The organism is Buttiauxella sp. (assembly GCF_035271705.1).
Taxonomy (GTDB): domain Bacteria; phylum Pseudomonadota; class Gammaproteobacteria; order Enterobacterales; family Enterobacteriaceae; genus Buttiauxella.
In genome coordinates, this window is record NZ_DATERI010000125.1 from 22,756 (window position 1) to 44,148 (window position 21,393).

At 51.2% G+C, this 21,393-nt stretch carries 22 protein-coding genes and 1 riboswitch; of the genes, 5 read left to right on the forward strand and 17 right to left on the reverse strand.

The features are described from left to right. Positions 1–7: 7 nt before the first annotated feature. Positions 8–1,714 carry a ribulokinase gene (gene araB, locus VJY99_RS11690; RefSeq protein ID WP_324118596.1) on the reverse strand — a complete coding sequence of 569 codons (1,707 nt, stop codon included), beginning with the start codon at positions 1,712–1,714 and terminating at the stop codon, positions 8–10. 341 nt (positions 1,715–2,055) lie between these two features. On the opposite strand from araB, the gene araC reads away from it, so the two are divergent. Both araC and VJY99_RS11700 read left to right on the forward strand, forming a co-directional pair. Further along, entirely contained in the window at positions 2,056–2,901 is an 846-nt protein-coding gene (gene araC / locus VJY99_RS11695) for an arabinose operon transcriptional regulator AraC (protein ID WP_324118598.1), read from the forward strand. Positions 2,902–3,071: 170 nt separating this feature from the next. Beyond that, on the forward strand, positions 3,072–3,845 hold the full coding sequence (locus tag VJY99_RS11700) for a DedA family protein (RefSeq protein ID WP_324118601.1): 774 nt from the start codon (positions 3,072–3,074) through the stop codon (positions 3,843–3,845). On the opposite strand, the gene thiQ is transcribed toward VJY99_RS11700, so the two are convergent. The 4 genes from thiQ to sgrR all read right to left on the reverse strand — a co-directional run bounded on the left by thiQ (position 3,842) and on the right by sgrR (position 9,233). After that, positions 3,842–4,546, reverse strand: a complete 705-nt coding sequence (gene thiQ, locus VJY99_RS11705; protein ID WP_324118603.1) for a thiamine ABC transporter ATP-binding protein ThiQ — start codon at positions 4,544–4,546, stop codon at positions 3,842–3,844. The genes VJY99_RS11700 and thiQ overlap by 4 nt on opposite strands. Before the next feature lie 78 nt (positions 4,547–4,624). After that, positions 4,625–6,262: a thiamine/thiamine pyrophosphate ABC transporter permease ThiP gene (thiP, locus tag VJY99_RS11710; protein WP_324118605.1), complete on the reverse strand. Its 1,638-nt coding sequence runs from the start codon at positions 6,260–6,262 to the stop codon at positions 4,625–4,627. Then, positions 6,238–7,221, reverse strand: coding sequence for a thiamine ABC transporter substrate binding subunit (gene thiB, locus VJY99_RS11715; protein ID WP_324118607.1), 984 nt, complete (start codon positions 7,219–7,221; stop codon positions 6,238–6,240). Before thiB ends, thiP begins: the two co-directional genes overlap by 25 nt. 36 nt (positions 7,222–7,257) lie before the next feature. Beyond that, positions 7,258–7,357: riboswitch (TPP riboswitch) on the reverse strand. Between the two features lie 211 nt (positions 7,358–7,568). Further along, complete coding sequence (gene sgrR, locus VJY99_RS11720) at positions 7,569–9,233, reverse strand: HTH-type transcriptional regulator SgrR (protein WP_324118609.1); 1,665 nt, start codon at positions 9,231–9,233, stop codon at positions 7,569–7,571. A gap of 214 nt (positions 9,234–9,447) precedes the next feature. Between sgrR and sgrT the strand changes: the two genes are divergently transcribed. Together sgrT and VJY99_RS11730 are read left to right on the forward strand one after the other, a co-directional pair. Then, the gene (gene sgrT / locus VJY99_RS11725; RefSeq protein WP_324118610.1) at positions 9,448–9,609 is read left to right on the forward strand and encodes a glucose uptake inhibitor SgrT; all 162 of its coding nucleotides are present in this window, start codon (positions 9,448–9,450) and stop codon (positions 9,607–9,609) included. Positions 9,610–9,790: 181 nt separating this feature from the next. After that, positions 9,791–10,969 (forward strand): sugar efflux transporter, encoded by a 1,179-nt coding sequence (locus VJY99_RS11730; RefSeq protein ID WP_324118612.1) that lies wholly within the window; start codon positions 9,791–9,793, stop codon positions 10,967–10,969. A 92-nt stretch (positions 10,970–11,061) separates the two neighbouring features. Here the strand turns inward: VJY99_RS11730 and hemW are convergent, their stop codons facing one another. The 5 genes from hemW to VJY99_RS11755 are packed head-to-tail and all read right to left on the reverse strand — an operon-like array spanning position 11,062 to position 14,383. Next, on the reverse strand, positions 11,062–12,198 hold the full coding sequence (gene hemW / locus VJY99_RS11735) for a radical SAM family heme chaperone HemW (RefSeq protein WP_324118614.1): 1,137 nt from the start codon (positions 12,196–12,198) through the stop codon (positions 11,062–11,064). Then, positions 12,191–12,784: an XTP/dITP diphosphatase gene (locus VJY99_RS11740; protein ID WP_324118616.1), complete on the reverse strand. Its 594-nt coding sequence runs from the start codon at positions 12,782–12,784 to the stop codon at positions 12,191–12,193. Before VJY99_RS11740 ends, hemW begins: the two co-directional genes overlap by 8 nt. A gap of 28 nt (positions 12,785–12,812) precedes the next feature. Then, on the reverse strand, positions 12,813–13,103 hold the full coding sequence (gene yggU, locus VJY99_RS11745) for a DUF167 family protein YggU (protein WP_324118618.1): 291 nt from the start codon (positions 13,101–13,103) through the stop codon (positions 12,813–12,815). After that, positions 13,100–13,654 (reverse strand): YggT family protein, encoded by a 555-nt coding sequence (locus VJY99_RS11750; protein ID WP_324118620.1) that lies wholly within the window; start codon positions 13,652–13,654, stop codon positions 13,100–13,102. Before VJY99_RS11750 ends, yggU begins: the two co-directional genes overlap by 4 nt. Before the next feature lie 24 nt (positions 13,655–13,678). Beyond that, positions 13,679–14,383 (reverse strand): YggS family pyridoxal phosphate-dependent enzyme, encoded by a 705-nt coding sequence (locus tag VJY99_RS11755; RefSeq protein ID WP_324118650.1) that lies wholly within the window; start codon positions 14,381–14,383, stop codon positions 13,679–13,681. A 15-nt stretch (positions 14,384–14,398) separates the two neighbouring features. Between VJY99_RS11755 and VJY99_RS11760 the strand changes: the two genes are divergently transcribed. After that, complete coding sequence (locus VJY99_RS11760; RefSeq protein ID WP_324118622.1) at positions 14,399–15,463, forward strand: type IV pilus twitching motility protein PilT; 1,065 nt, start codon at positions 14,399–14,401, stop codon at positions 15,461–15,463. On the opposite strand, the gene ruvX is transcribed toward VJY99_RS11760, so the two are convergent. From ruvX to VJY99_RS11795, 7 genes are all read right to left on the reverse strand, one after another. After that, positions 15,429–15,848: a Holliday junction resolvase RuvX gene (gene ruvX / locus VJY99_RS11765; protein ID WP_324118624.1), complete on the reverse strand. Its 420-nt coding sequence runs from the start codon at positions 15,846–15,848 to the stop codon at positions 15,429–15,431. The genes VJY99_RS11760 and ruvX overlap by 35 nt on opposite strands. Beyond that, positions 15,848–16,411, reverse strand: coding sequence for a YqgE/AlgH family protein (locus tag VJY99_RS11770; protein WP_324118626.1), 564 nt, complete (start codon positions 16,409–16,411; stop codon positions 15,848–15,850). The genes ruvX and VJY99_RS11770 overlap by 1 nt, the downstream gene beginning before the upstream one ends. A 136-nt stretch (positions 16,412–16,547) precedes the next feature. Beyond that, positions 16,548–17,495 (reverse strand): glutathione synthase, encoded by a 948-nt coding sequence (gene gshB, locus VJY99_RS11775; protein WP_324118628.1) that lies wholly within the window; start codon positions 17,493–17,495, stop codon positions 16,548–16,550. Between the two features lie 93 nt (positions 17,496–17,588). Then, positions 17,589–18,320: a 16S rRNA (uracil(1498)-N(3))-methyltransferase gene (gene rsmE / locus VJY99_RS11780; protein ID WP_324118630.1), complete on the reverse strand. Its 732-nt coding sequence runs from the start codon at positions 18,318–18,320 to the stop codon at positions 17,589–17,591. Positions 18,321–18,381: 61 nt separating this feature from the next. Next, positions 18,382–19,080: a deoxyribonuclease I gene (gene endA / locus VJY99_RS11785; protein WP_324118632.1), complete on the reverse strand. Its 699-nt coding sequence runs from the start codon at positions 19,078–19,080 to the stop codon at positions 18,382–18,384. Positions 19,081–19,172: 92 nt separating this feature from the next. Further along, positions 19,173–19,688 (reverse strand): SprT family zinc-dependent metalloprotease, encoded by a 516-nt coding sequence (locus VJY99_RS11790; RefSeq protein WP_324118634.1) that lies wholly within the window; start codon positions 19,686–19,688, stop codon positions 19,173–19,175. A 72-nt stretch (positions 19,689–19,760) separates the two neighbouring features. Then, positions 19,761–21,155, reverse strand: coding sequence for a sugar porter family MFS transporter (locus VJY99_RS11795; protein WP_324118636.1), 1,395 nt, complete (start codon positions 21,153–21,155; stop codon positions 19,761–19,763). Between the last annotated feature and the right edge of the window lie 238 nt (positions 21,156–21,393).

Sequence of the window (21,393 nt, forward strand, 5' to 3'; positions counted from 1 at the left end):
CATGTCCTTAATGGGTCACGGTGGCCTGGGCTGCAGAAGTCACCGCAGCGGGGGCAGAAGGGAGATAATGTTGTTCTGCGCTAACAGCCCAATGCTGATAACGACGGTAAAGTTGTTCAAAGCGCTCGGCGCGTTGAGGGATAGGCTGCAACGTGTTTTCTATTTGGCTGGCCATCGCCTGCTGCGCTTTGGAAATATCAGCATGTTTTCCGGCAGCTACGGCGGCAAAAATGGCAGCACCTAAGGCGCAACACTGATCCGAGGCGACTATCTGTAATGGGCGATTGAGCACGTCACAACATACCTGCATGATCACGGGTGATTTACGGGCGATCCCGCCAAGCGCCATGACGTTGGTGACTGGGATCCCTTGTTCGGTAAAGCACTCCATAATCGCGCGGGCACCAAAAGCCGTGGCGGCAATTAACCCACCGAACAGCGCAGGCGCATCGGTTGCCAGATTCAAATCCGTAATCACGCCTTTCAGCCGCTGATTAGCATTCGGGGTACGGCGGCCATTAAACCAGTCGAGCACCACCGGCAGATGTTCCAGAGACGGGTTTTTCGCCCAGGCCTCCGTCAGCGCGGGGAGCAGTTGTTTCTTGCTGGCATTAATCTGTTCGCGCAATTCAGGATGCTGTTGCGCCAGTTGTTCCAGCGGCCAGCCCAGTACGCGTCCAAACCAGGCGTAGATATCGCCAAACGCAGACTGCCCGGCTTCGAGGCCGATAAAATCGGGTACCACGCTGCCGTCGACTTGCCCACAAATCCCTTTCACGGCACGCTCGCCGACGGTCTGTTTGTCGGCAATTAAAATGTCACAGGTGGAGGTGCCGATGACTTTCACCAGCGTGTTCGGTTGCGCCCCAGCACCAACTGCACCCATATGGCAGTCAAACGCACCACCGGAAATCACTACGTTTTGTGGCAGACCAAGACGCTCAGACCATTCGGCGGAAAGATTGCCTACCGGAATATCCGCAGTCCAGGTTTCGGTAAACATCGGGTAAGCCAGATTCTGGTTGAGAACTGGATCTAATTCGTCAAAGAAACTGGCTGGCGGCAGGCCACCCCAGCTTTCATGCCACAGAGATTTATGCCCGGCGCTACAGCGGCCACGGCGAATATCTTGCGGGCGAGTGGTGCCGGAAAGCAGTGCTGGGACCCAGTCACATAGCTCAATCCACGACACTGCAGCCTCAGCCACTTTTACGTCAGCGCGAGTCACATGCAGAATTTTCGCCCAGAACCATTCGCTAGAATAAATACCGCCAATGTAACGGGAATAGTCATTGTTCCCGGGCTGATGGCACAAGCGGGTAATCGCTTCAGCTTCTTCAACCGCGGTATGATCTTTCCACAGAACAAACATGGCGTTGGGGTTGTCGGCAAACTCTGGCTTTAGTGCCAACACATTGCCTTCGGCATCAATGGGAGCGGGTGTTGAGCCGGTGCTGTCAACGCCAATGCCACACACTCGGGCGCGTTGTTCGGCTGTCAGTTCGGCGAGAACGGTTTTTACCGCTCGTTCCATGGATTCAATGTAGTCCCGAGGATGGTGGCGAAACTGATTGTTAGCGGCGTCGCAGTAGCGATTTTCCTGCCAGCGGGGATACCACTCCACGCTAGTCGCAAGTTCTGCTCCATTTTCGCAATCTACAGCCAGCGCACGAACAGAATCACTACCAAAATCGAGGCCCAGCGCGATCGACATTTTTAAACTCCCTGACCTGGTTATCTATGAAAATGACATTAGTTTTTATGCAGAAAAACAGTCAGGTCGTATTCGCTGTAGTTATGGAGAAATGTGCTGTGCCTTTGAGAAGTGTGACGCTCCGCAAATAATTGATGTGGACATTTCTGCTACTTTTATAAACACTTTGGTTATCTTCACAAAAGCTAATAATTGCCAGGCAAAAAGCATAGGTTCAGGTAAATTGCGGCTTTATGATGAGAATCTGACGGTTTACGGTTCAGGCAGTGCTGCTCTGGCAAGGATTAGCACGGATATGGACAAATTGTTTCTGTTATCCCATTTGAATAGCGAGCTTGATGATGCCTGAAATGCAAAATGACCCCTTGTTGCCGGGGTACTCTTTTAACGCGCATTTAGTCGCAGGATTAACGCCGATTGAAGCTGAAGGGCCGTTGGATTTTTTCATCGACAGGCCATTGGGAATGAAAGGTTACATCCTGAATTTAACGGTGCGTGGTGAAGGTGTTATCAATAACCAAGGGAAAAATTACGTCTGCCGCCCGGGCGACATTCTGCTATTTCCGCCAGGTGAAGTGCATCACTATGGTCGTTCTCCGGACAGTAAAGAGTGGTACCACCAATGGGTTTACTTCCGCCCACGGGCTTACTGGCAAGAGTGGTTAAACTGGGATCCTATCTTCGCGCACACCGGGTTTTTCCGCCCGGATGACACGCATCAGCAAAGTTTTTCTCAACTGTTTGGCCAGATTATTGACGCCGGGCAGGCAGAAGGGCGTTACGCCGAACTCCTGGCCATCAATCTGTTAGAGCAGCTGTTGTTACGGCGTATGGAAGTCATGAATGCCTCGCTCAATCCTCCGCTCGATAACCGTGTTCGCGATGCCTGTCAGTACATCAGCGACCATCTTGCCGATAACCATTTTGATATCGCCAGCGTCGCACAGCACGTCTGTTTGTCGCCGTCACGTTTGTCGCATTTGTTCCGCCAGCAGCTTGGCGTCAGCGTTTTGAGTTGGCGTGAAGACCAGCGCATCCTTCAGGCCAAATTATTGTTAAGCACCACCCGCATGCCGATTGCCAGCGTAGGTCGCAATGTCGGTTTTGAAGACCAGCTTTATTTCTCACGTGTATTTAAGAAATGTACGGGTGCCAGTCCAAGCGAGTTTCGTGCAGGATGTGAATGATCATACCCTTCGTACTGCAAGCTGCATCTTTGTTGGCGGCGTTTACTCGCTCTCTTGCCGCCGCGAGGCAACTCGAATAACTTTGGGTATACTTGAGTGATACAAATCATGTCTTGACGCCTCAATCCACACTCAGGAGAATCGCCGACTCGTTACTCGACGGATGCTTTATGGAAGCTTTGCTGGAACACTTTATTACTCAGTCAGTAATGTATTCGCTTTTTGCGGTGATGTTGGTGGCTTTCCTGGAATCACTGGCGCTGGTCGGGCTTATCCTTCCTGGCACCGTGATGATGGCGGGGCTCGGTGCGCTGATTGGTAGTGGTCAGGTCGGTTTTTATCATGCCTGGGGGGCGGGAATTGTCGGTTGCTTACTTGGCGACTGGATTTCGTTCTGGCTGGGATGCCGTTTCAAAGGGCCGCTGCATCGCTGGTCGTTTATGAAAAAGAACAAAGCGCTACTGGATAAAACAGAACATGCCATGCATCAGCACAGCATGTTGACTATCTTGATTGGCCGCTTTGTCGGCCCGACACGCCCACTGGTGCCAATGGTGGCGGGCATGTTAGACCTACCCGTGTCGAAATTTATCATCCCGAATATTATTGGCTGTATTTTCTGGCCACCTATCTATTTTTTGCCGGGGATTTTGGCCGGCGCCGCGATAGATATTCCTGCGGATATGCAGAGCAGCAGCTTTAAGTGGCTCTTGCTGCTGGTGGCGTTGATTATCTGGTTGGCGGCATGGTTATGCTGGCGTTGGTGGCGCAGCGGCAATGCAAATCACGACCGCATAACGCCGTATTTGCCTCGCGCACGTTTGCACTGGTTAGCCCCCATTATGGCGGTGTTGGCTGTGGGAAGTTTCGTGGCAATTCAGATGCACCCGTTAATGCCGATTTATCGTGATATTTTGTGGAAGGTCCTTAACGCCAGCGCTTAATTCCTGACGCTAATCCCCAACAGTGCAGACGCACTGGCTTCTCCGCTCAATAAGGTTGCCGTGTCGCCATCCCAGGCGATACGGCCATCGACCACCACAAGGCTTCGTTGCGCAATTCTAACCGCATCTTCAATACTGTGTGACACCATCAGCAGCGTGAGTTGCTGTTGATGACATAGGTTATCGAGCAGTTGCAGCATTTCCTGGCGCAGTGCCGGGTCGAGTGCCGAAAATGGTTCATCAAGCAGCAAAATAGGCTGTTCACGCACCAGGCAACGAGCGAGGGCGACACGCTGACGCTGGCCGCCTGACAGTTGTGACGGAAGCCGGTCGAGTAATTCACCGATTGCCATTTGACTGGCAATTGTGAGCAGGCGTTGTTGTTGAACGGCACTGAGTTTAAGCCCCGGATTTAAACCAAGACCAATGTTTTGCCGCACAGTCAGATGGTTGAAAAGATTGTTCTCCTGAAAGAGCATCGACACTGGGCGTTGGGCAGGAGCCGTTCGCGTGTGCTCCTCGCCATGCAGCATAATCTGCCCACTGGCAGGGGTCAGAAAACCTGCAATCAAACTGAGCAGCGTACTTTTCCCCGCCCCGCTAGGCCCCAGCACCGCAACACGTTCCCCGGCGTTAATCTTCATCGAAAAACGCATCGGCAAATGGTGATAAAGCCAGGTTACATCAGTTAGTGTTAGCATTCCCTTCATCCTTCAAGTTGCAGGTGTGTTGGCTGCTTTCATTCATCCCGGTCACATCGTTTTCTATGTTCCCAGGCTTCATTCACTTTCCGCCTTCCTGCAACCTGAATCATTTTGGGAATAGCGTCCCGGAAGTTTTTCAATCAATGTGAATAAAGCAAAGCACAGAATCAGCAGGATAAGCGCGGTAACGGCTCCATCCTGGCTGCGATATGAACCAATTTGTTGATAGAGATAAAACGGCAGGGTGCGGAAATCTTCATTGCCAAACAGGGCCACGACACCGAAATCACCAATCGATAACACGCAAGCAAACGCCAGTGCCTGTGCAAGTGGGCGCTTGAGCGCGCGCAACTCTATGTAACGCAGGCGGTTTACGCCACTAATATTCAGCGACTGGCACAACTTGTTGTAGCGTTCCGCAACATCCAGCATCGGGTTTTCCAGTACTTTTAGCGCGTAGGGAATCGCCATTAACGCATTGGTGAAAATCACAATGCCATCAGACGATTGCGGTAAACCGACAGTGTTATTGAGCAGCAAGAAAAAGCCGGTCGCCAGCACGATGCCTGGCATCGCCAGAATCAACATGCCGCTCAGTTCCAATACTTGCCCGGCAAACGCGCGGTTACGCAGGCGCAACTCTCGCGAACTCCACAGCAACATCACCGTGATGACCACGCAGATAAGCCCTGCGCCCACAGCAATTCTTAATGAAGTCAACAGAGCCTGCCAAAGTGCCGGTTGTGACAGCACTGCGCTAAAGCCACTATTGATGCCATCAATAATTACCGCCAGCAACGGCGGCAATAACAACAAAAGTGCGAGGATGATTAGCCCCCCGTCGCACAGTTTACGGCGCAGACAATCTTGTGGGTCACGCCAGCCTTCCAGTTGGCTGCTACCCACTGGAATCGCTTTGCTCAGCCGCTGACTCATTAGCACCAGACCCAAACAACAGACCATCTGCACCATGGCGAGCAGGGCCGCACGAGCGGGATCATAGTCGTAGCTGAGCGCCTGGAAGATAGCCAGTTCGATGGTGGTCGCTTGTGGCCCACCGCCCAGTGAAAGTACGGTGGCAAAGCTTGCGAAACAAAGCATAAAAATAAGTGCCGCAGCTGGGAGAATTTGGCGGCGTAGCCAGGGCCATTCCACAAAGCGGAAGAAATTCCAGCCCTGCATCCCCAGTTGTGCGGCAACCTGACGTTGTTCACTGGGGATATTTTCTAGCGCCTGAAGCAGTAGGCGTGTTGCCATCGGCAAGTTGAAAAAAACATGGGCTAATAAAATGCCTTTTAAACCGTACGGCGAAAACGCCCATTCAATACCCAGTTGTGCGCAAAGAGTGGCCAGCCAGCCTTCGCGCCCGTAAACCGTCAGAATACCGAATACAGCGACCAGCACAGGTAAAACCAGCGTCATCGCACACAGACGTAATAGCGCAAGACGCCCGGGGAAATGGCGGCGATAAAGCGCCCGAGCCAGAAAAATAGCCGGAAAAACGGAAAGTGCTGCAGACAGAAACGCCTGCCAGAAAGAGAAACGCAGTACGTGCCACAAATAGCTATCCTGCACCAGGGCGTGGATATCCGTTTGCGGCGCGTTAAACCACAACGCTATAAAAGCCGCCAGGGCTACGACCACCACAAGTGTGGCGGCACATAGCCCTGGAATCAGCCAGCCGGGAATTAGCGGCTGACGGCGCGTTGCCATTCGCTAATCCAGGTGGCGCGTTGTGCAGCGACTTCTTGCGCGCTGTACTCCAGCGTGTTCTGCGGTTTTACCAGGCCGTTAAAGCCTTCAGGCAATTTCACGTCGGTCACCGGATACATCCAGTTTCCCGTAGCAACAGTATTTTGGAAATCGGGTGAGGTAATAAATTTCATGAACTTTTCTGCCAGTTCCGGCTGTTTGCTTGAAGCCAAACGCCCGGCAACTTCAACCTGCAAATAATGGCCTTCACTAAAATTAGCCGCAGCGTAGTTATCTTTTTTCTCGTCGATAATGTGATAAGCCGGAGAAGTGGTGTAGCTCATCACCAAATCACCTTCCCCTTTCAGGAACAGGCCGTAAGCTTCAGACCAGCCTTTGGTGACAGTGACGGTTTTCTTCGCAAGCTTCGCCCAGGCTTCTGGTGTTTTGTTGCCATACACTTTCTGCATCCACAGCAATAAACCCAGGCCTGGTGTGCTGGTGCGCGGATCCTGATAAATCACTTTCCATTTTTGGTCACTTTCGACCAGTTCTTTCAGGCTTTTTGGCGGGTTTTTCAGCTTGTTTTTATCGTAGACGAAAGCGAAATAGCCATAATCGAACGGGACAAAAGTCTCGTTTGTCCAGCCACCAGGGATCTTCAACGCACGGATGTCCGTTTGGCTTGGCGCAAACAATTTGGTCTGTGCAGCGGCTTCCAGCAAGTTGTTATCCAGCCCCAGAACGACATCGGCTTTACTGTTTTTTCCTTCCATTCGCACCCGGTTGAGCAGCGATACACCATCTTCGAGTGCGACAAATTTCAGCTCACAATTGCAGTCAGCTTCAAAGGCTTTTTTCACCGCAGGACCCGGGCCCCAGTCGGCCGCAAAAGAGTCGTAGGTATAAACAGTCAGCAGGGGTTTGGCAAAAACTGGGGCGGCAATCAGCGCCAGTAACGGCAGGAATTTTTTGAACACTTTGCACCTCTTGGAATTAGGGGTGGCAAAGGACTTTGAGAATTGAGCCCCAAATCCCTTCGCCGGCGTTATCCGGATCAGGTTCGACGGGTATTATCTCAGCCAGACTTTCGTCTTAGCACCCCGTTGAGAACGCGTGCATTGTAGTAACTTTGTGAATAATTCGAAAGTATTATACCCGTCATATTTCAAGCCGCAGGGGGTGTTGGATGCACGCCTTCACTCCAGTCACTTACTCAAGTAAGCTCCTGGTATTATGAGTCTCTCTGAGGCTCACCCTTCGGGCCAGCGCAAGCGCTGTTCAAATCGGCCAAGCCGATTTGTCACTCCCTTGCCGTCTACCTGCATTAGGGTATTGGTTCAGGCGGTGCGAACCATGCCGATTTAAAGTCAAACCAGCCCAATGTGTTCATTCTCACACCGCGCATACTGCGCTGCCCTTCAATGCGCAACCAATGGTGGATTAATGGCAAAATGTCATTATTTTCAACGCGACTCTGGCACCACTCCGGTAGAGAAAGCTCACCCTTACGCCAATGGCTGGTATCCGTTTCCCAGTCAATCGCGAGACATTTTTGCACCAGCGGGACTTCATAAAGATGGGAGTAAAGTGAAAACTCTAACGGCAGAGTGAAGTTCGCACTGTTAAGCCAGATATCACTTTCAACGTCGCCCTGGTGCCACTCTTCATAACTGACTTCTTGCACCACAAGTTCAATGCCAACGCGTGCCAGCAGTTCTTCCATCACTTTACTGATCACCCGATGCTCAACGTGATCGCGATAAAAAGTCAGCGTCACGGACTCAAGTCCAGCAGGCTTTTCGAGGGCTGGCTGCGGGCGCGCGTGGTGCCAGCGCGGAAGCAAACCGTAGGCTGGGAACCAGTATTGCTGATTTTGTGCCCCTGCGCTGTAAAGCAGATGAATCGGGGCCAGAATATGGCTCAACCAGCGGCGCACCTCTGTATTGCTGCCTGATTTCGATCGGCTATCAAACAAAATATAGTAGCAGCCTTCTTCGAGGCGACTTTCGACGGCTTTCTCGCTGTCTGGCATTCCCGATAATTGCACCGCACAACTGACTTCTTCGCCTATTTCCGGTAGCACCCAGAAATTCACCTCGTCAATCAACGCGCGATAACCGAAGTAATCATCGTATGCCTGGATTTTTAGCTGACTGTTGTTATTGCGCACCACCGAATACGGGCCGGTGCCAACCGGTTGGCGGGCAAAATGGGTTAAGGTTTGCCATTCACGCGGCAGGATCATCGCGTTGACGCTGCCCAGCAACCACGGCAGCCACTTGTCTGGTTGCGAGAGCGTGATATCCAACGTCCAGGCCGTCGGCGAGGAAATTTCCGTGATATGCGAATACAGCGGCAAGGTGCTGATGCGTTGCAGGGACGTCGTCACATCCAGCATATCCAACTCACGGCCATGGTGAAAATGAATACCGGGGCGAAGATAAAAACGCCAGTGTAATGGGGATATTTGTTGCCAGTGGTGAGCGATATCCGCTTCCAGTTCCCCATTTTCCTCATTTATACGGATAAGCCCACTGAAAATTTGCCGGGCAATATGGGTTTCGGAACGACGTAAAGCTGAACCTGGCAACAGATTTAACAGCGGGCGGTAGTAGAGAACCCGAAGAATATGCCGACCTTGCCGGAAGCTTCGGCCAAGATGGGAGATCAGCATTTGGCGTACCGCCGCTTTATCACCCACGATCTGCACCAGTTGATCAATCTTGTCCTGCTCTAGAAGATCTTCTGCACGCTGTTGCTGGAGCGCAAGGCCGGTATACAAAAATTCCAGCTGCGAACGCTTACCGCGCCCGACCTCCGCTTTCCAGCAAAGCCAGCCCTTTTCCTGCATCGAACTCAGTAGCGTCCGCATATGGCGACGGGAGCAATTCAGCAGATCGGCCAAATCATTCAGCGTCGTTTCCTGCGGTTTACCTTCAAAGTTTTGCCACAGGCGAATGAATTGTTGTTGCAGACGACTACTCGACATAAAAGAGGAACTCCCAACAGAAACTCATCAATTTAACTTTCCCCATATTACGCCAATAATCATCAACGTTGAAAGCGAGGAGGTGCACCCCGTCATACTTCAAGTCGTTGGTGCGTTGGCTGCTCGTGTTCACCCCAGTCACATAGTTAAAACTTTGCTCCTGGGGACTCACGTGCTTGTCGCCTTCCCACCACTTGAATTATTTGGGGTGTATATGAAACGGTCGCCAGTTATTAAGTTTTATCAACAGTATTTTGCCGCAACACAAAGTGTTTCTGCTGGATGGCTGGCTCGCCTGACAGCTGAGCAACGTCTGAGGATGCTCGAAGACTTAATGCAGTGGGAAGTCACCACTTCCACAACCGTGAAATACTGACTCGTTGATTCATGTGTGACTGAGAATTGGTGTTTTTCACCGAGCCAGCAGATTGTTACTGCTGGCTTTTTTATACCCGTCATACCTCAAGCTGCAGGGGTGTTGGCTGCAATTTCAATTATTTAGGGTATAGTTTACGTTTTTCACAGCCAATGAGTGCTCGAACAAAAGGAATTTCTGCATGCTGTGGTTTTTAACCAAAGGACGACGCCTCAACCCTGTGTACGCTGCATTTATGGTAGTGGCTTTTATGATGGGGATTGCAGGGGCACTTCAGATGCCGACGCTGAGCCTGTTCTTGACGCGCGAAGTGCAAGTGCGGCCATTCTGGGTCGGGCTGTTTTATACCGTTAATGCAATAGCCGGTATTTTAGTCAGCCTGATGCTGGCGAAGCGTTCCGATAACCGGGGTGACAGACGAAAACTGATTATGGTTTGCTGTGCGATGGCAGTAGCAAACTGCGTTTTATTTGCTTTTAGTCGCCACTACCTGACGTTAATCACTGTTGGCGTCATGTTTGCGTCAATTGCCAACACCGCCATGCCGCAAATCTTCGCCCTTGCCCGCGAGTACGCAGATAACTCCGCGCGTGAAGTGGTGATGTTCAGTTCGATAATGCGCGCACAGCTTTCACTCGCCTGGGTGATTGGCCCACCTTTGTCTTTTATGTTGGCGTTAAATTACGGCTTTACCACTATGTTTCTTATCGCAGCGGGGATTTTTGTTATCTCGCTAGCGCTAATTTTCTTCGCGCTTCCCTCGGTCGCAAGGATTGAGCAACCTGCCGATGTGGTGTTAACGCAGGTCAGCGGTTGGAAAAATAAAAACGTCCGTATGCTGTTTATCGCTTCGATGCTGATGTGGACCTGTAACACCATGTACATCATTGATATGCCGTTGTGGGTCAGCAGTGATTTAGGTTTACCGGAATCGTTGGCGGGGCTGCTGATGGGGACGGCTGCGGGGCTTGAGATCCCGGCCATGATCCTTGCGGGCTATTATGTGAAACGTTTTGGTAAGCGACGGATGATGGTGATTGCCGTTGCCGCAGGTGTGTTGTTCTACGTCGGGTTGATTCTGTTCCACAGCCGCACAGCATTGCTGCTGCTTCAGCTGTTTAATGCGGTGTTTATCGGCATTGTCGCGGGTATCGGCATGTTGTGGTTTCAGGATTTAATGCCTGGCAGACCGGGCTCGGCAACCACGCTTTTCACCAACAGTATTTCGACCGGCGTGATTCTGGCTGGGGTGTTGCAAGGAGCGCTGGCGGAGAGTTTTGGACACGACTCAGTTTACTGGCTGATTGCCGGGTTGGGGGTAGTGGCGTTGATTTTGACCAGCCGAGTGAAGAATGTTTAAGCGAGTTTGTTAAGTTACGTATGTATATACCCTAAATAATTCGAGTTGCGGGCGCAGTCAACGCATCCGCAACTTGAAGTATGACGGGTATATTATTCAGCCAAAAACAGCTCTAACAGCGAATTCAAAAACAGCTTCCCGTGCTCGGTAATCTGCCAATAATCTTCGGTCTCAACCAAATAATTTTTCGCAATCGCTTCATCTAACTGAGCACGAATCACCGACTCATCTAACCCGGTATACAGGCTAAACTCGTTACGCGGTGCGGCTTCCAGCAAACGGAAGCGGTTCATAAAGAACTCAAATGGTTTGTCGGCTTGCTCAACATCGTGCTGCTTGTCGAGGTATTTACCTTCCATATACCCGCGTGGATGGCGAGTTTTCGCGGTACGCAAGATACGCCCATCCTCGAATGTGACTTTGCCGTGTGCGCCGCAACCAATTCCCAGATAATCGCCAAAGCGCCAGTAGTTCAGATTGTGCTGACACTGGTAACCCGGTTTTGCATAGGCCGAGGTTTCGTATTGCTGATAACCCGCAGCCGTCAGTAATTTGTCGCCTTGCTCGAAAATATCCCACAACGCGTCGTCGTCAGGCAGTTTTGGTGGGCGAGAGCTAAACAGCGTATTCGGCTCAATCGTCAGCTGATACCAGGAAAGATGTGGTGGGTTCAGCTCAATGGCCTGGCGCAAATCGTCCAGTGCTTCTTCCAGCGACTGGTCCGGCAAACCGTGCATCAGATCCAGGTTGAAGCTGCGTAAGCCTAATCCTCTTGCCAGATTTGCCGCACGTTTGGCTTCCCCGGAATCATGAATCCGTCCCAGACGTTTCAGTTTCTGTTCACTAAAACTCTGCACACCAATAGAAATACGGTTCACACCCGCACGTTGATAACCGACAAAACGGTCGGCCTCAACGGTGCCAGGGTTCGCTTCCATGGTAATTTCTGCGTCCGCTGCCAGCGGCAAGCGAGCCCGCACGCCGTCGAGCAGATTTTGCATCGCCTCGCTTGAAAGCAAGCTTGGCGTGCCACCACCAATAAAGATGGTCTTTATTTCACGTCCTTGTGCCAGTGGCGCGTCGTTATCCAGATCACGCAACAGGTGGGCGACATACTCATCGTGCGGAACGTCGCCTTTAAGTGCATGAGAATTGAAGTCACAGTAGGGGCACTTCTGCACGCACCACGGGATGTGAATATAGAGACTCAGTGGTGGCAAATTAGCCATTTTTCATTGCTTCCAGTAACAGTTTTAGCGCTTGCCCACGGTGGGAAATGGCGCGTTTTTCGTCACGAGTGAGTTCTGCTGCAGTTTTGCCTTCACTCGGGACAAAGAAAATAGGGTCGTAGCCAAAGCCGCCAGCACCTGCGGCTTCGCGGGTGATTTGACCTTCCCAACTGCCATGACACACTAATGGCGTTGGGTCTTCTGCATGTCGCATATACACCAGCACACAGTGGAAACGCGCTTTACGTTGCTCGTCAGGTACATCGTTCAGTGTTGTCAGCAGCTTTTCCAGATTCTGCTGGTCGCTGGCATCAATGCCTGCGTAGCGTGCAGAGTAAATTCCAGGTGCGCCACCCAACACATCTACCGCCAGACCCGAATCATCGGCGATGGCGGGCAAACCGGTCACACGTGCTGCGTGGCGGGCTTTCAAAATGGCGTTTTCGATAAACGTCAGGCCGGTTTCTTCGGCAGATTCCACACCTAATTCAGTTTGTGCCACCACATCCAGGCCAAAATCGCCCAGTAAATCGGCAAGTTCACGCACTTTACCGGCGTTACCGGTCGCGAGGACAACTTTTTGCATAGTGAGATAATCCTGTGAAATTAGGTAATTATTCGAGCAATGCCGCGACTTCCGTCGGGATTTGTTGCGGGTCGATAATCTTAACTTGCTTATGACGGCCTAATTCGCCTTTTTCAACCACGACCTGGCTTTTGGCAACATGGAACTGTTTAGCCAAATATTTTACCAGATGGGCGTTGGCTTTGCCGTCAATCGGGGGGGCGGTGATGGCGACTTTTAGCTCGTCGCCATGCAACCCAATAATGCTATCCCGGCTGGCTTTAGGCTGAATATACAGCCGTAAAACCAGCCCGTCTGCGGTTTGACTCACTGCACTCACAGCAAATACCACAGCCCCGGGAACAGATCCATGCCAAGGTAATTCAGCGCATACAGAATCAAAATCACCACCATCGCGGAGAAATCAATTCCACCCATTGCCGGAATAACACGGCGAATCGGTGCCATCATGGGTTCAGTTAACTGCATCAGCACGTATTCAACTGGGCTGCGGCCCTGGCTAATCCAACTCATCAGCGAACGAACAATAATGACCCAGAACACCAGCGTACCGGCGGACTTGAGCAGCGATAACAGGCCAACCAGCAGGTTCATTGGGTCAAGTGACAATGCACCCACCTGAATCAGCAGCAGAACAGGATACTTCAGCGTGGTGAGAATAAACGCCACCAGCAGTGAAGAGGTGTCAATCGGCCCAATCGAAGGGATTATCCGGCGCAACGGCCCGACAATCGGTTGGGTAATCTTGACGATAAACTGGGCAAAAGGATTGTAAAAATCACAACGCGACCACTGCATCCAGATGCGAATTAATAGCACCATCACATACAGTTCAATCAGTGTTTTGACCAGGAAAGTCAACGTCAGCATGGCGTTCCTCAATAATGTTTGTTATTAACGCGCGGAGTAATCCCGTGCGCCGAAAATAGCGGTTCCAATGCGCACCATGGTGCTGCCTGCGGCAATCGCGGCGTCCATGTCATCGGTCATGCCCAGGGACAACGTATCAACCGTTGCATAACGGCTTTTGAGCGAGGCGAAAGCGGCAGCCATTTTCTGGCAAACCGCTAACTGATGCTCGTAATCAGGCTCAGGGGCGGGGATCGCCATTAAACCTCGTAATACCAAACCCGGTAGTACAGCGATGTGAGCCGCAAGTGTTTCAAGCTCACTGAGCGCAATACCCGATTTGCTTTGTTCATCACTAATGTTTATTTGAATCAGGACATTAAGCGCTGGTAACTCAGCCGGGCGCTGTTCGCTTAAACGGGTGGCAATGCGTAACCTGTCGACGGTGTGGCACCAGTCAAAATGTTCAGCGACCAGACGGCTTTTGTTGGACTGCAAAGGACCAATAAAGTGCCATTCCAGTGTGGCTTCACTGTTATCGGCAAAGTAACGAATTTTATCCACGCCTTCCTGCACGTAGTTTTCACCAAAAGCGCGTTGCCCGGCTGCAATCGCTTCTGCGAGGGCGCTCGCAGGCTTTGTTTTGCTTACTGCAAGCAACGTAACTTCTTCTGGAGCACGGCCGCAGCGTTCAGTTGCCGCTAAGATTTTGTGCTGAACCTGTGCCAGATTGTGCGTTATCTCGTTCATAGGTTGGAAAGTGATATGGATATCGAAGAAATTGTGGCCCTTAGTGTAAAGCATAATGTCTCTGATCTACACCTGTGCGCGCACCTTCCTGCTCGTTGGCGCAGGCAAGGGCGATTGGAATTGCTGCCTGGCGGGGCTCCTGAGCCAGAAGCATTGCTGGAAGAGTGGATGTCAGAAGCACAAAAGGCGCAACTGCAAGAAACCGGGCAGGTGGATTTTGCCGTGACTCTACAATCAGGGGCACGATTGCGGGCTAACGCTTTTCACCAGTTACAAGGGCACTCGCTTGCCTTGCGGTTATTGGCTTCAGACTGCCCCAAACTCGAGGCGTTAAACGTCCCGCCGCTCATTCCCGAATTGCTGCAATCGCCAGACGGCCTGATTCTGGTGACAGGTGCGACGGGTAGCGGTAAATCCACCACGCTTGCGGCGATGGTTGAGCATCTTAACCAGCAACTTGATGGGCATATCCTGACATTGGAAGATCCCATTGAGTATATCCATCACTCAAAGCACTGCCTGATTCAACAGCGCGAGCCCGGCACGCATTGCCGCTCTTTTTCTGCCGCTTTACGCGCTGCATTACGTGAAGATCCGGATGTAATTTTGCTGGGGGAATTGCGCGACAGCGAAACTATCCGTCTGGCGCTTACCGCTGCGGAAACGGGTCATCTGGTACTGGCAACATTGCATACTCGCGGTGCCGCGCAAGCGGTAGAACGGCTGGTGGATGTCTTTCCTGCCGAGGAAAAAAACATGGTACGCAGCCAACTGGCAGGCAGCTTGAAAGCTGTGCTGGCGCAGAAATTACTGCCTGATAACCAAGGTAAAAGGGTGGCATTGTTCGAATTATTGGTGAATACGCCTGCCGTGGCGAGCCTGATCCGCGAGGGGAAAACTCATCAATTACCTGGGCAGATTCAAACCGGGCAGCAATATGGGATGCAGAGTTTTGCGCACAGTGAAGCGCTGTTAGCGGGAAAAGGTCAGCTTGCGACAGTGGAGGGCGGATTCGCGAGCGCGTCATCCGCCGTGGAGACAACCATCAAGGGTTATAGTCAAACCAGCTTTCAAGAATGATAACTGCGGAGGCTGAGTCAATGCTGCCCTTGTTTAGCGCGCGGAAGCCACCGTGCTCAAACAACCCAGCACGCGCTTCAACGGTGCTCAGGCGCTCATCTTGCAGAGACACTTTTACGCCAAAACGCCCATGCAGGCGGTTAGCAAACTTACGCGCACGGACGGTAAGCGGTTGTTCGGTGCCATCCATATTCAGGGGTAAGCCAACGATAACTTCATCGGGCTGCCATTCTTTAAGGATTTTTTCGATGACATTCCAGTCCGGTGTACCGTCTTGTGCTTTCAGCGCAGTTAACGGGCGTGCCGTTCCGGTAATACGCTGTCCGATGGCGACACCAATACTTTTGGTTCCGAAATCAAAAGCTAACAATGTTCCACTGCTCATTAAGCGTGCCCCGCTTCATTTGGCATATTATGAATATCAATGCCGATTAATTTCGCGGCTTCACGCCAACGTTCGGAAATTGGAGTGCGGAAAATAATTGATGCGTCTGCTGGCGCAGTTAACCAGGCATTGTCCAAAATCTCTTGTTCCAGTTGCCCTTTCTCCCAGGAAGAGTAGCCGAGGGCCACCATGACATCCGTAGGTTGGTTGGCTGTGCCAATAGTTTCAAGCACATCACGGGAAGTCGTGATCACCGTTTCATCAGATATACGGATGCTTGAAGCGAAACAGTCCGGTGGTGAGTGCAAAATAAAGCCACGGTCTTCTGCCAATGGGCCACCGATAAACACAGGCTTATCAAGGCGAATAGCGGGGTCGCGCGGTTCTGGATCGATTTTTAATTTTTCAAGAACACCGTCAACCTGAAGATTTTCAAGGGGTTTATTGATAATTATCCCCATAGCGCCTTCGTTGCTGTATTCACAGATATAAACGACTGCTCGCTTAAACAGAGGATCCTGGAGCGCCGGCATGGCAATTAGAAAGTGATGCTGTAAATTCATTGTCAGAGGTTCTGGTTCCGGTTGAAAAAGCGGCATTAAACGCGCGAAGAATAGTCAGTTTATCACTATTGAACTGCTCTGGACACTTGACCCATACCAAAGGTATGGGTCTTTCCCCGACAGGGAACGTGCGAGATTATTTCGCCAGACGTTTCTCGATTGCGTCGAATAACATCCCCGTTATCGATACCGGGAATTCTGCTTCGATTTCGCGGATACAGGTAGGGCTTGTGACGTTAATCTCGGTCAGACGGTCGCCGATGATATCCAGGCCAACAAAGATAAGCCCTTTGGCTTTCAATATTGGGCCAACGCGGCGGGCAATGTCCCAATCGCTGTCGGTCAGTGGACGCGGTTCACCACGGCCACCGGCTGCCAGGTTGCCACGGGTTTCGCCACCTTGCGGAATACGTGCCAGGCAGTATGGAACAGGTTCGCCATCTACAACCAACACACGTTTATCACCATCGACAATCGCAGGCAGGTAGTTCTGCGCCATGCAGTAACGGTTACCCAAGTCAGTGAGCGTTTCAGCGATAACGCCAATGTTAGGGTCGCCTTCTTTGACGCGGAAAATCGATGCCCCGCCCATGCCGTCGAGCGGTTTGAGGATAATATCACCATGCTTTTGCCAGAACGCTTTCAACTGCGCTTTGTTGCGCGTGACAAGTGTTTCGGGGGTCAAATCAGCAAACCAGGCGGTGAACAGTTTTTCGTTACAGTCGCGCAGGCTCTGCGGTTTGTTAACGATAAGCGTGCCTTGCTCTTCAGCACGTTCAAGAATATAGGTCGCGTAGATAAACTCGGTATCAAACGGGGGATCTTTACGCATCAACACCACGTCGAGATCGGCAAGCTGAATATCCTGCTCGCTGCTAAATTCGTACCATTTATCGTAATTGTGCTCGACAGTGAGAAGGCGGGTGCGTGCGTGCGCTTCACCATTGATCAAATAGAGATCTGCCATTTCCATGTAGTGGAGTTCGTAACCCCGGCGCTGGGCTTCCAGCAACATAGCAAAACTGGAGTCTTTCTTGATGTTAATGTTTGCGATGGGGTCCATCACGATGCCGAGCTTGATCATTTTTTTCTCCATTAAAGCGGGCTATAAGACGTCATCGTTGCAGGCATTCTGCCCAAGGCCAGAATGGCAAAAAAGATAGCCTTGTACCCGGTTTTAGCCCAAGTCGCCAAAACGCACCTGTAGTGCGGTAATCGCGGTGAGCGCGGTAGTCTCAGTACGCAGAACGCGAGGTCCCAACAGAATATCAGTAAATTGATGGCGTGCGGTCATCGCAATTTCATCAGCCGTTAAACCCCCTTCTGGGCCAATCAACAGGCGCACACGTTCAACAGGTTGTGGCAACGTGTTGATACTGGCACTGGCGCGAGGATGGAGGTTCAACTTCAGGCTGTTATCTTGCTCCGCGCACCATGCTTCGAGATCCATGGCTGGGCGGATTTCTGGCACAACATTGCGGCCGCATTGTTCGCAGGCAGCAACCGCAATTTTCTGCCACTGCATGAGCTTCTTATTCAGGCGCTCAGCATCCAGTTTTACGCCACAGCGTTCAGAAAACAAAGGGGTAATCACGTTGACGCCCAGCTCAATGGACTTCTGAATAGTGAATTCCATTTTCTCACCGCGTGACATCACTTGGCCAAGATGTAGATGCAGTGGGGACTCACGGTTATCGAGGGTGGCATTAAGCACTTTCACTCGCACACTTTTCTTATCTGCCTGAACGATTTCAGCATCAAAAACTTGATTGCTTCCATCGAACAATTGCAGCGCGTGGCCTGCACTCATGCGCAATACGCGGCCAACGTGATTTGCAGCATCTTCGCAAAGTGCCACGTCCTGGCCGACGCTTAAGTGTTCAGGGTGATGAATGCGGGGTATACGCATGGTTTTAATATCCAAAAGCAGCACTGCGTTAAGTCATTGCCGCTAGTGTAGGTTAGCTGTTTTATGCCTGGCAAGCCCGCAGCACATAAGGGTTATGATTACCCTGAACTTTCGATATGCGCTCATCGCGCTTACACTCCCAGGCGGTAACTGGATATTGCTTATTCCATGCCTCAAACAGCTGGGTTTGCTGGCGAGAAAGGTTGAGCTGATATTGATCACGCATGTAGAAATAAGTTCGGGCGATAGCACCACGTGCGCGGGCAGGTGGTTCGGCAATCTTATTTTTGAAGTCGACTTTCATTTCGCATTGCCCGTACTGCCCTTCACCGCCATTCCACTGGCTATACATGAAGTTGTTACGGTCAGCATTCACTTCACCTACTGCGGGTTGTAGGTTGTGCATATCGCTTTCCATCTTGCGATATTCCGGATCTTTGGCGCAGTTTGTACGGCCGCCGTCTTGCCAACACTGGCGTTGATGACCGAACTGCCAGGCCGGAACAACGTGTTCCCACTCGATGCGCGTCGCGCGGTTTTCATTCTTACGGATTTTGTAGCCGCAGGACTTGAGATCAGGAATGCCCTTTTTCCCTTCCCAGCTGATTTTACATCCACAATAGAAGTCGCCCGGCGCGTCAGCATTCACTTTGACGCCAGCGGCTTTGGCCTGAGCGAAATTATTAATCCCGGCACTGAGGGCGGAAAAAGACAAGAGGGCTGCAACAACTGCAACAGCAAAAGAATATTTGCGAGACATTTCCAGAATCCTTACTAAAACGTTCTCGCACACTACCGCACGGTTTATTAGGATTCAATCAGCAACATCAGGAAAACTTAAGGTTAATATTTTTAATTACAGGCAGTTGTAACGTCAGGTTTTAACAGGTCACCACATTGGACACAGCGGTATTCCGATTCGCCACGCACGACACGGTTATGTCGCCTGACTGTCAGTTGGTGTAACTGGCAGCGGCAGCGATAAGGAAAGGTATTCTTACGTACTGATTGCACTTCAAATTTATGAGTACGTCTTGCGGGAACACCCAGCACGCTTTCCATCATCCATTTCCACTCTTTGCCGTGGGGTGCGACGCGACCAAAGTGTTTCCAGACCAACAAATGCGCCAGTTCGTGCGGGACAACTTCATCAATGAAGGTGTGTTGATTTTCCATCAACAACACGGGATTGAGACGAATTTCATAGCTGTCCATCCACGCAGTGCCCGCCGCGGTACCACGCTGCTGATAGACCAGTTTCGGTTCGGGGTAGTTTCGTCCCAGGTGCTGATTGGCCTGTTGGAGTTTTTCCCGCAGGCAGCGCATAACGGCCTGTTGGAGTGCGATGGGGAGTCTTGGGGATTTCATAGCGGCCAAGAATAGTGTGAGGTGGAGCGGGGTGCAAGCCCCTATCTGTACATGGATAGGGGCGAGTGTTAATTACTCGTGAGCACCAATCTCACGTAAGCGGCGGCCTTTCATCAAGTTACGTTCGATGTGTTCCAGGGAAACGTGTTTGGTTTCTGGAATCAGCCACAGAGTCAACATAATAAAGACCAGGTTTAATGCCGCGTAGACCCAGAAGGTATTCGCGTTGCCCAGAGTGTTAAGCATGGTCAGGAATGTTGCACCGACAATCATGTTGGCAATCCAGTTGGTTGCGGTTGAGCAGGTGATACCAAAATCGCGGCCTTTCAGCGGCTGAATTTCAGAACACAGTACCCAAATCAGCGGGCCGGCACTCATCGCAAAACCAATGATGAACATGAGCAGCATAGCGATGGCGAAGTATTGTGCCCCCTGGGTATGAATACCAATATGCAGCATGGTACCCAGCACCCCCATGCCAATAGCCATGACCATGAAACCCAGCACCAGCGTGGGTTTTCGGCCCCATCTATCTACCAAACCGATAGCAATAAATGTCGCCAGTACATTGATAAGCCCAACGATTACGGTGCCCCACATTTGCTGAGTAGTGTTGGTAAAACCGGCGATTTCGAAGATTTTCGGTGCGTAATACATAATCACGTTCATACCCGTGAACTGCTGCATGACTTGAAGCAGGATGCCGAGGAACACCGCACGACGGAAGTTGCTGTTGTCTTTAAACAACGACCAGCCACTTTGTTTAACCTTCAGGCTTTCACGGATTTCTTCCAGTTCGCGTTTTGCTTCTGCACGGGTATCACGCAAGCGCAGCAGTACACGTTCGGCATCGTGGAAGCGGCTTTTCGCGGCGAACCAGCGTGGGCTGTCCGGCAGGAAGAACACACCAACCAGCAAAATCACTGCCGGAAGGGTGATAACACCCAACATCCAGCGCCATGAGCCGCTGTAGCTGAAAGCAGTATCGGAAAGATAAGCGCCGAGAATACCAATGGTAATCATCAGTTGGTACATCGAAATCATGCTGCCACGAATTTTTTCTGGGGCAATTTCAGACAGATAAAGCGGCGCAGTATAAGAAGCAACACCTACAGCCAGACCTAAAAGTACGCGGGAGACGATCAGGATTTCAGTATTTGGTGCGAATGCAGAACAGAGCGAACCCACAACGAAAAGCACTGCACCCATCATCAGACTGTATCTGCGCCCGATACGGAAGGAGAGCCAGCCACTGCCAACAGCGCCTACCGCAGCACCAAACATCATCGAACTGACGACCCACTCTTGCTGATGCGCGGTTATCTGGAAATCTTGAGCGATAAAGGGCAGTGCACCGGCAATAACACCGATATCAAGGCCGAATAACAAACCCGCCAGGGCTGCGAGGAAACAGACGAAAAAGGTCATGCTTTTGTTCGAGCGCCCTTGTTTTTTTATGTCAGGCATAGTGCTCTCCAGTTGAATAATTGGGGGATCTCGGTATTAAGGGTAGGTTAACGTTAAGTGAAATTGTGTGATCCATATCACTCTAGTGTAAGCGATTACACTGGTGTAAGAAATTGTATGTATTATTTTTGTAATGAAAACAGTTAATTAATTGTAATTAATAAAGCCTGAAATTTCCATGCCGGACTAATCTGAAATGATTTGTAACTAGCGCAGCAATAAACTGTTGTCATGCAGA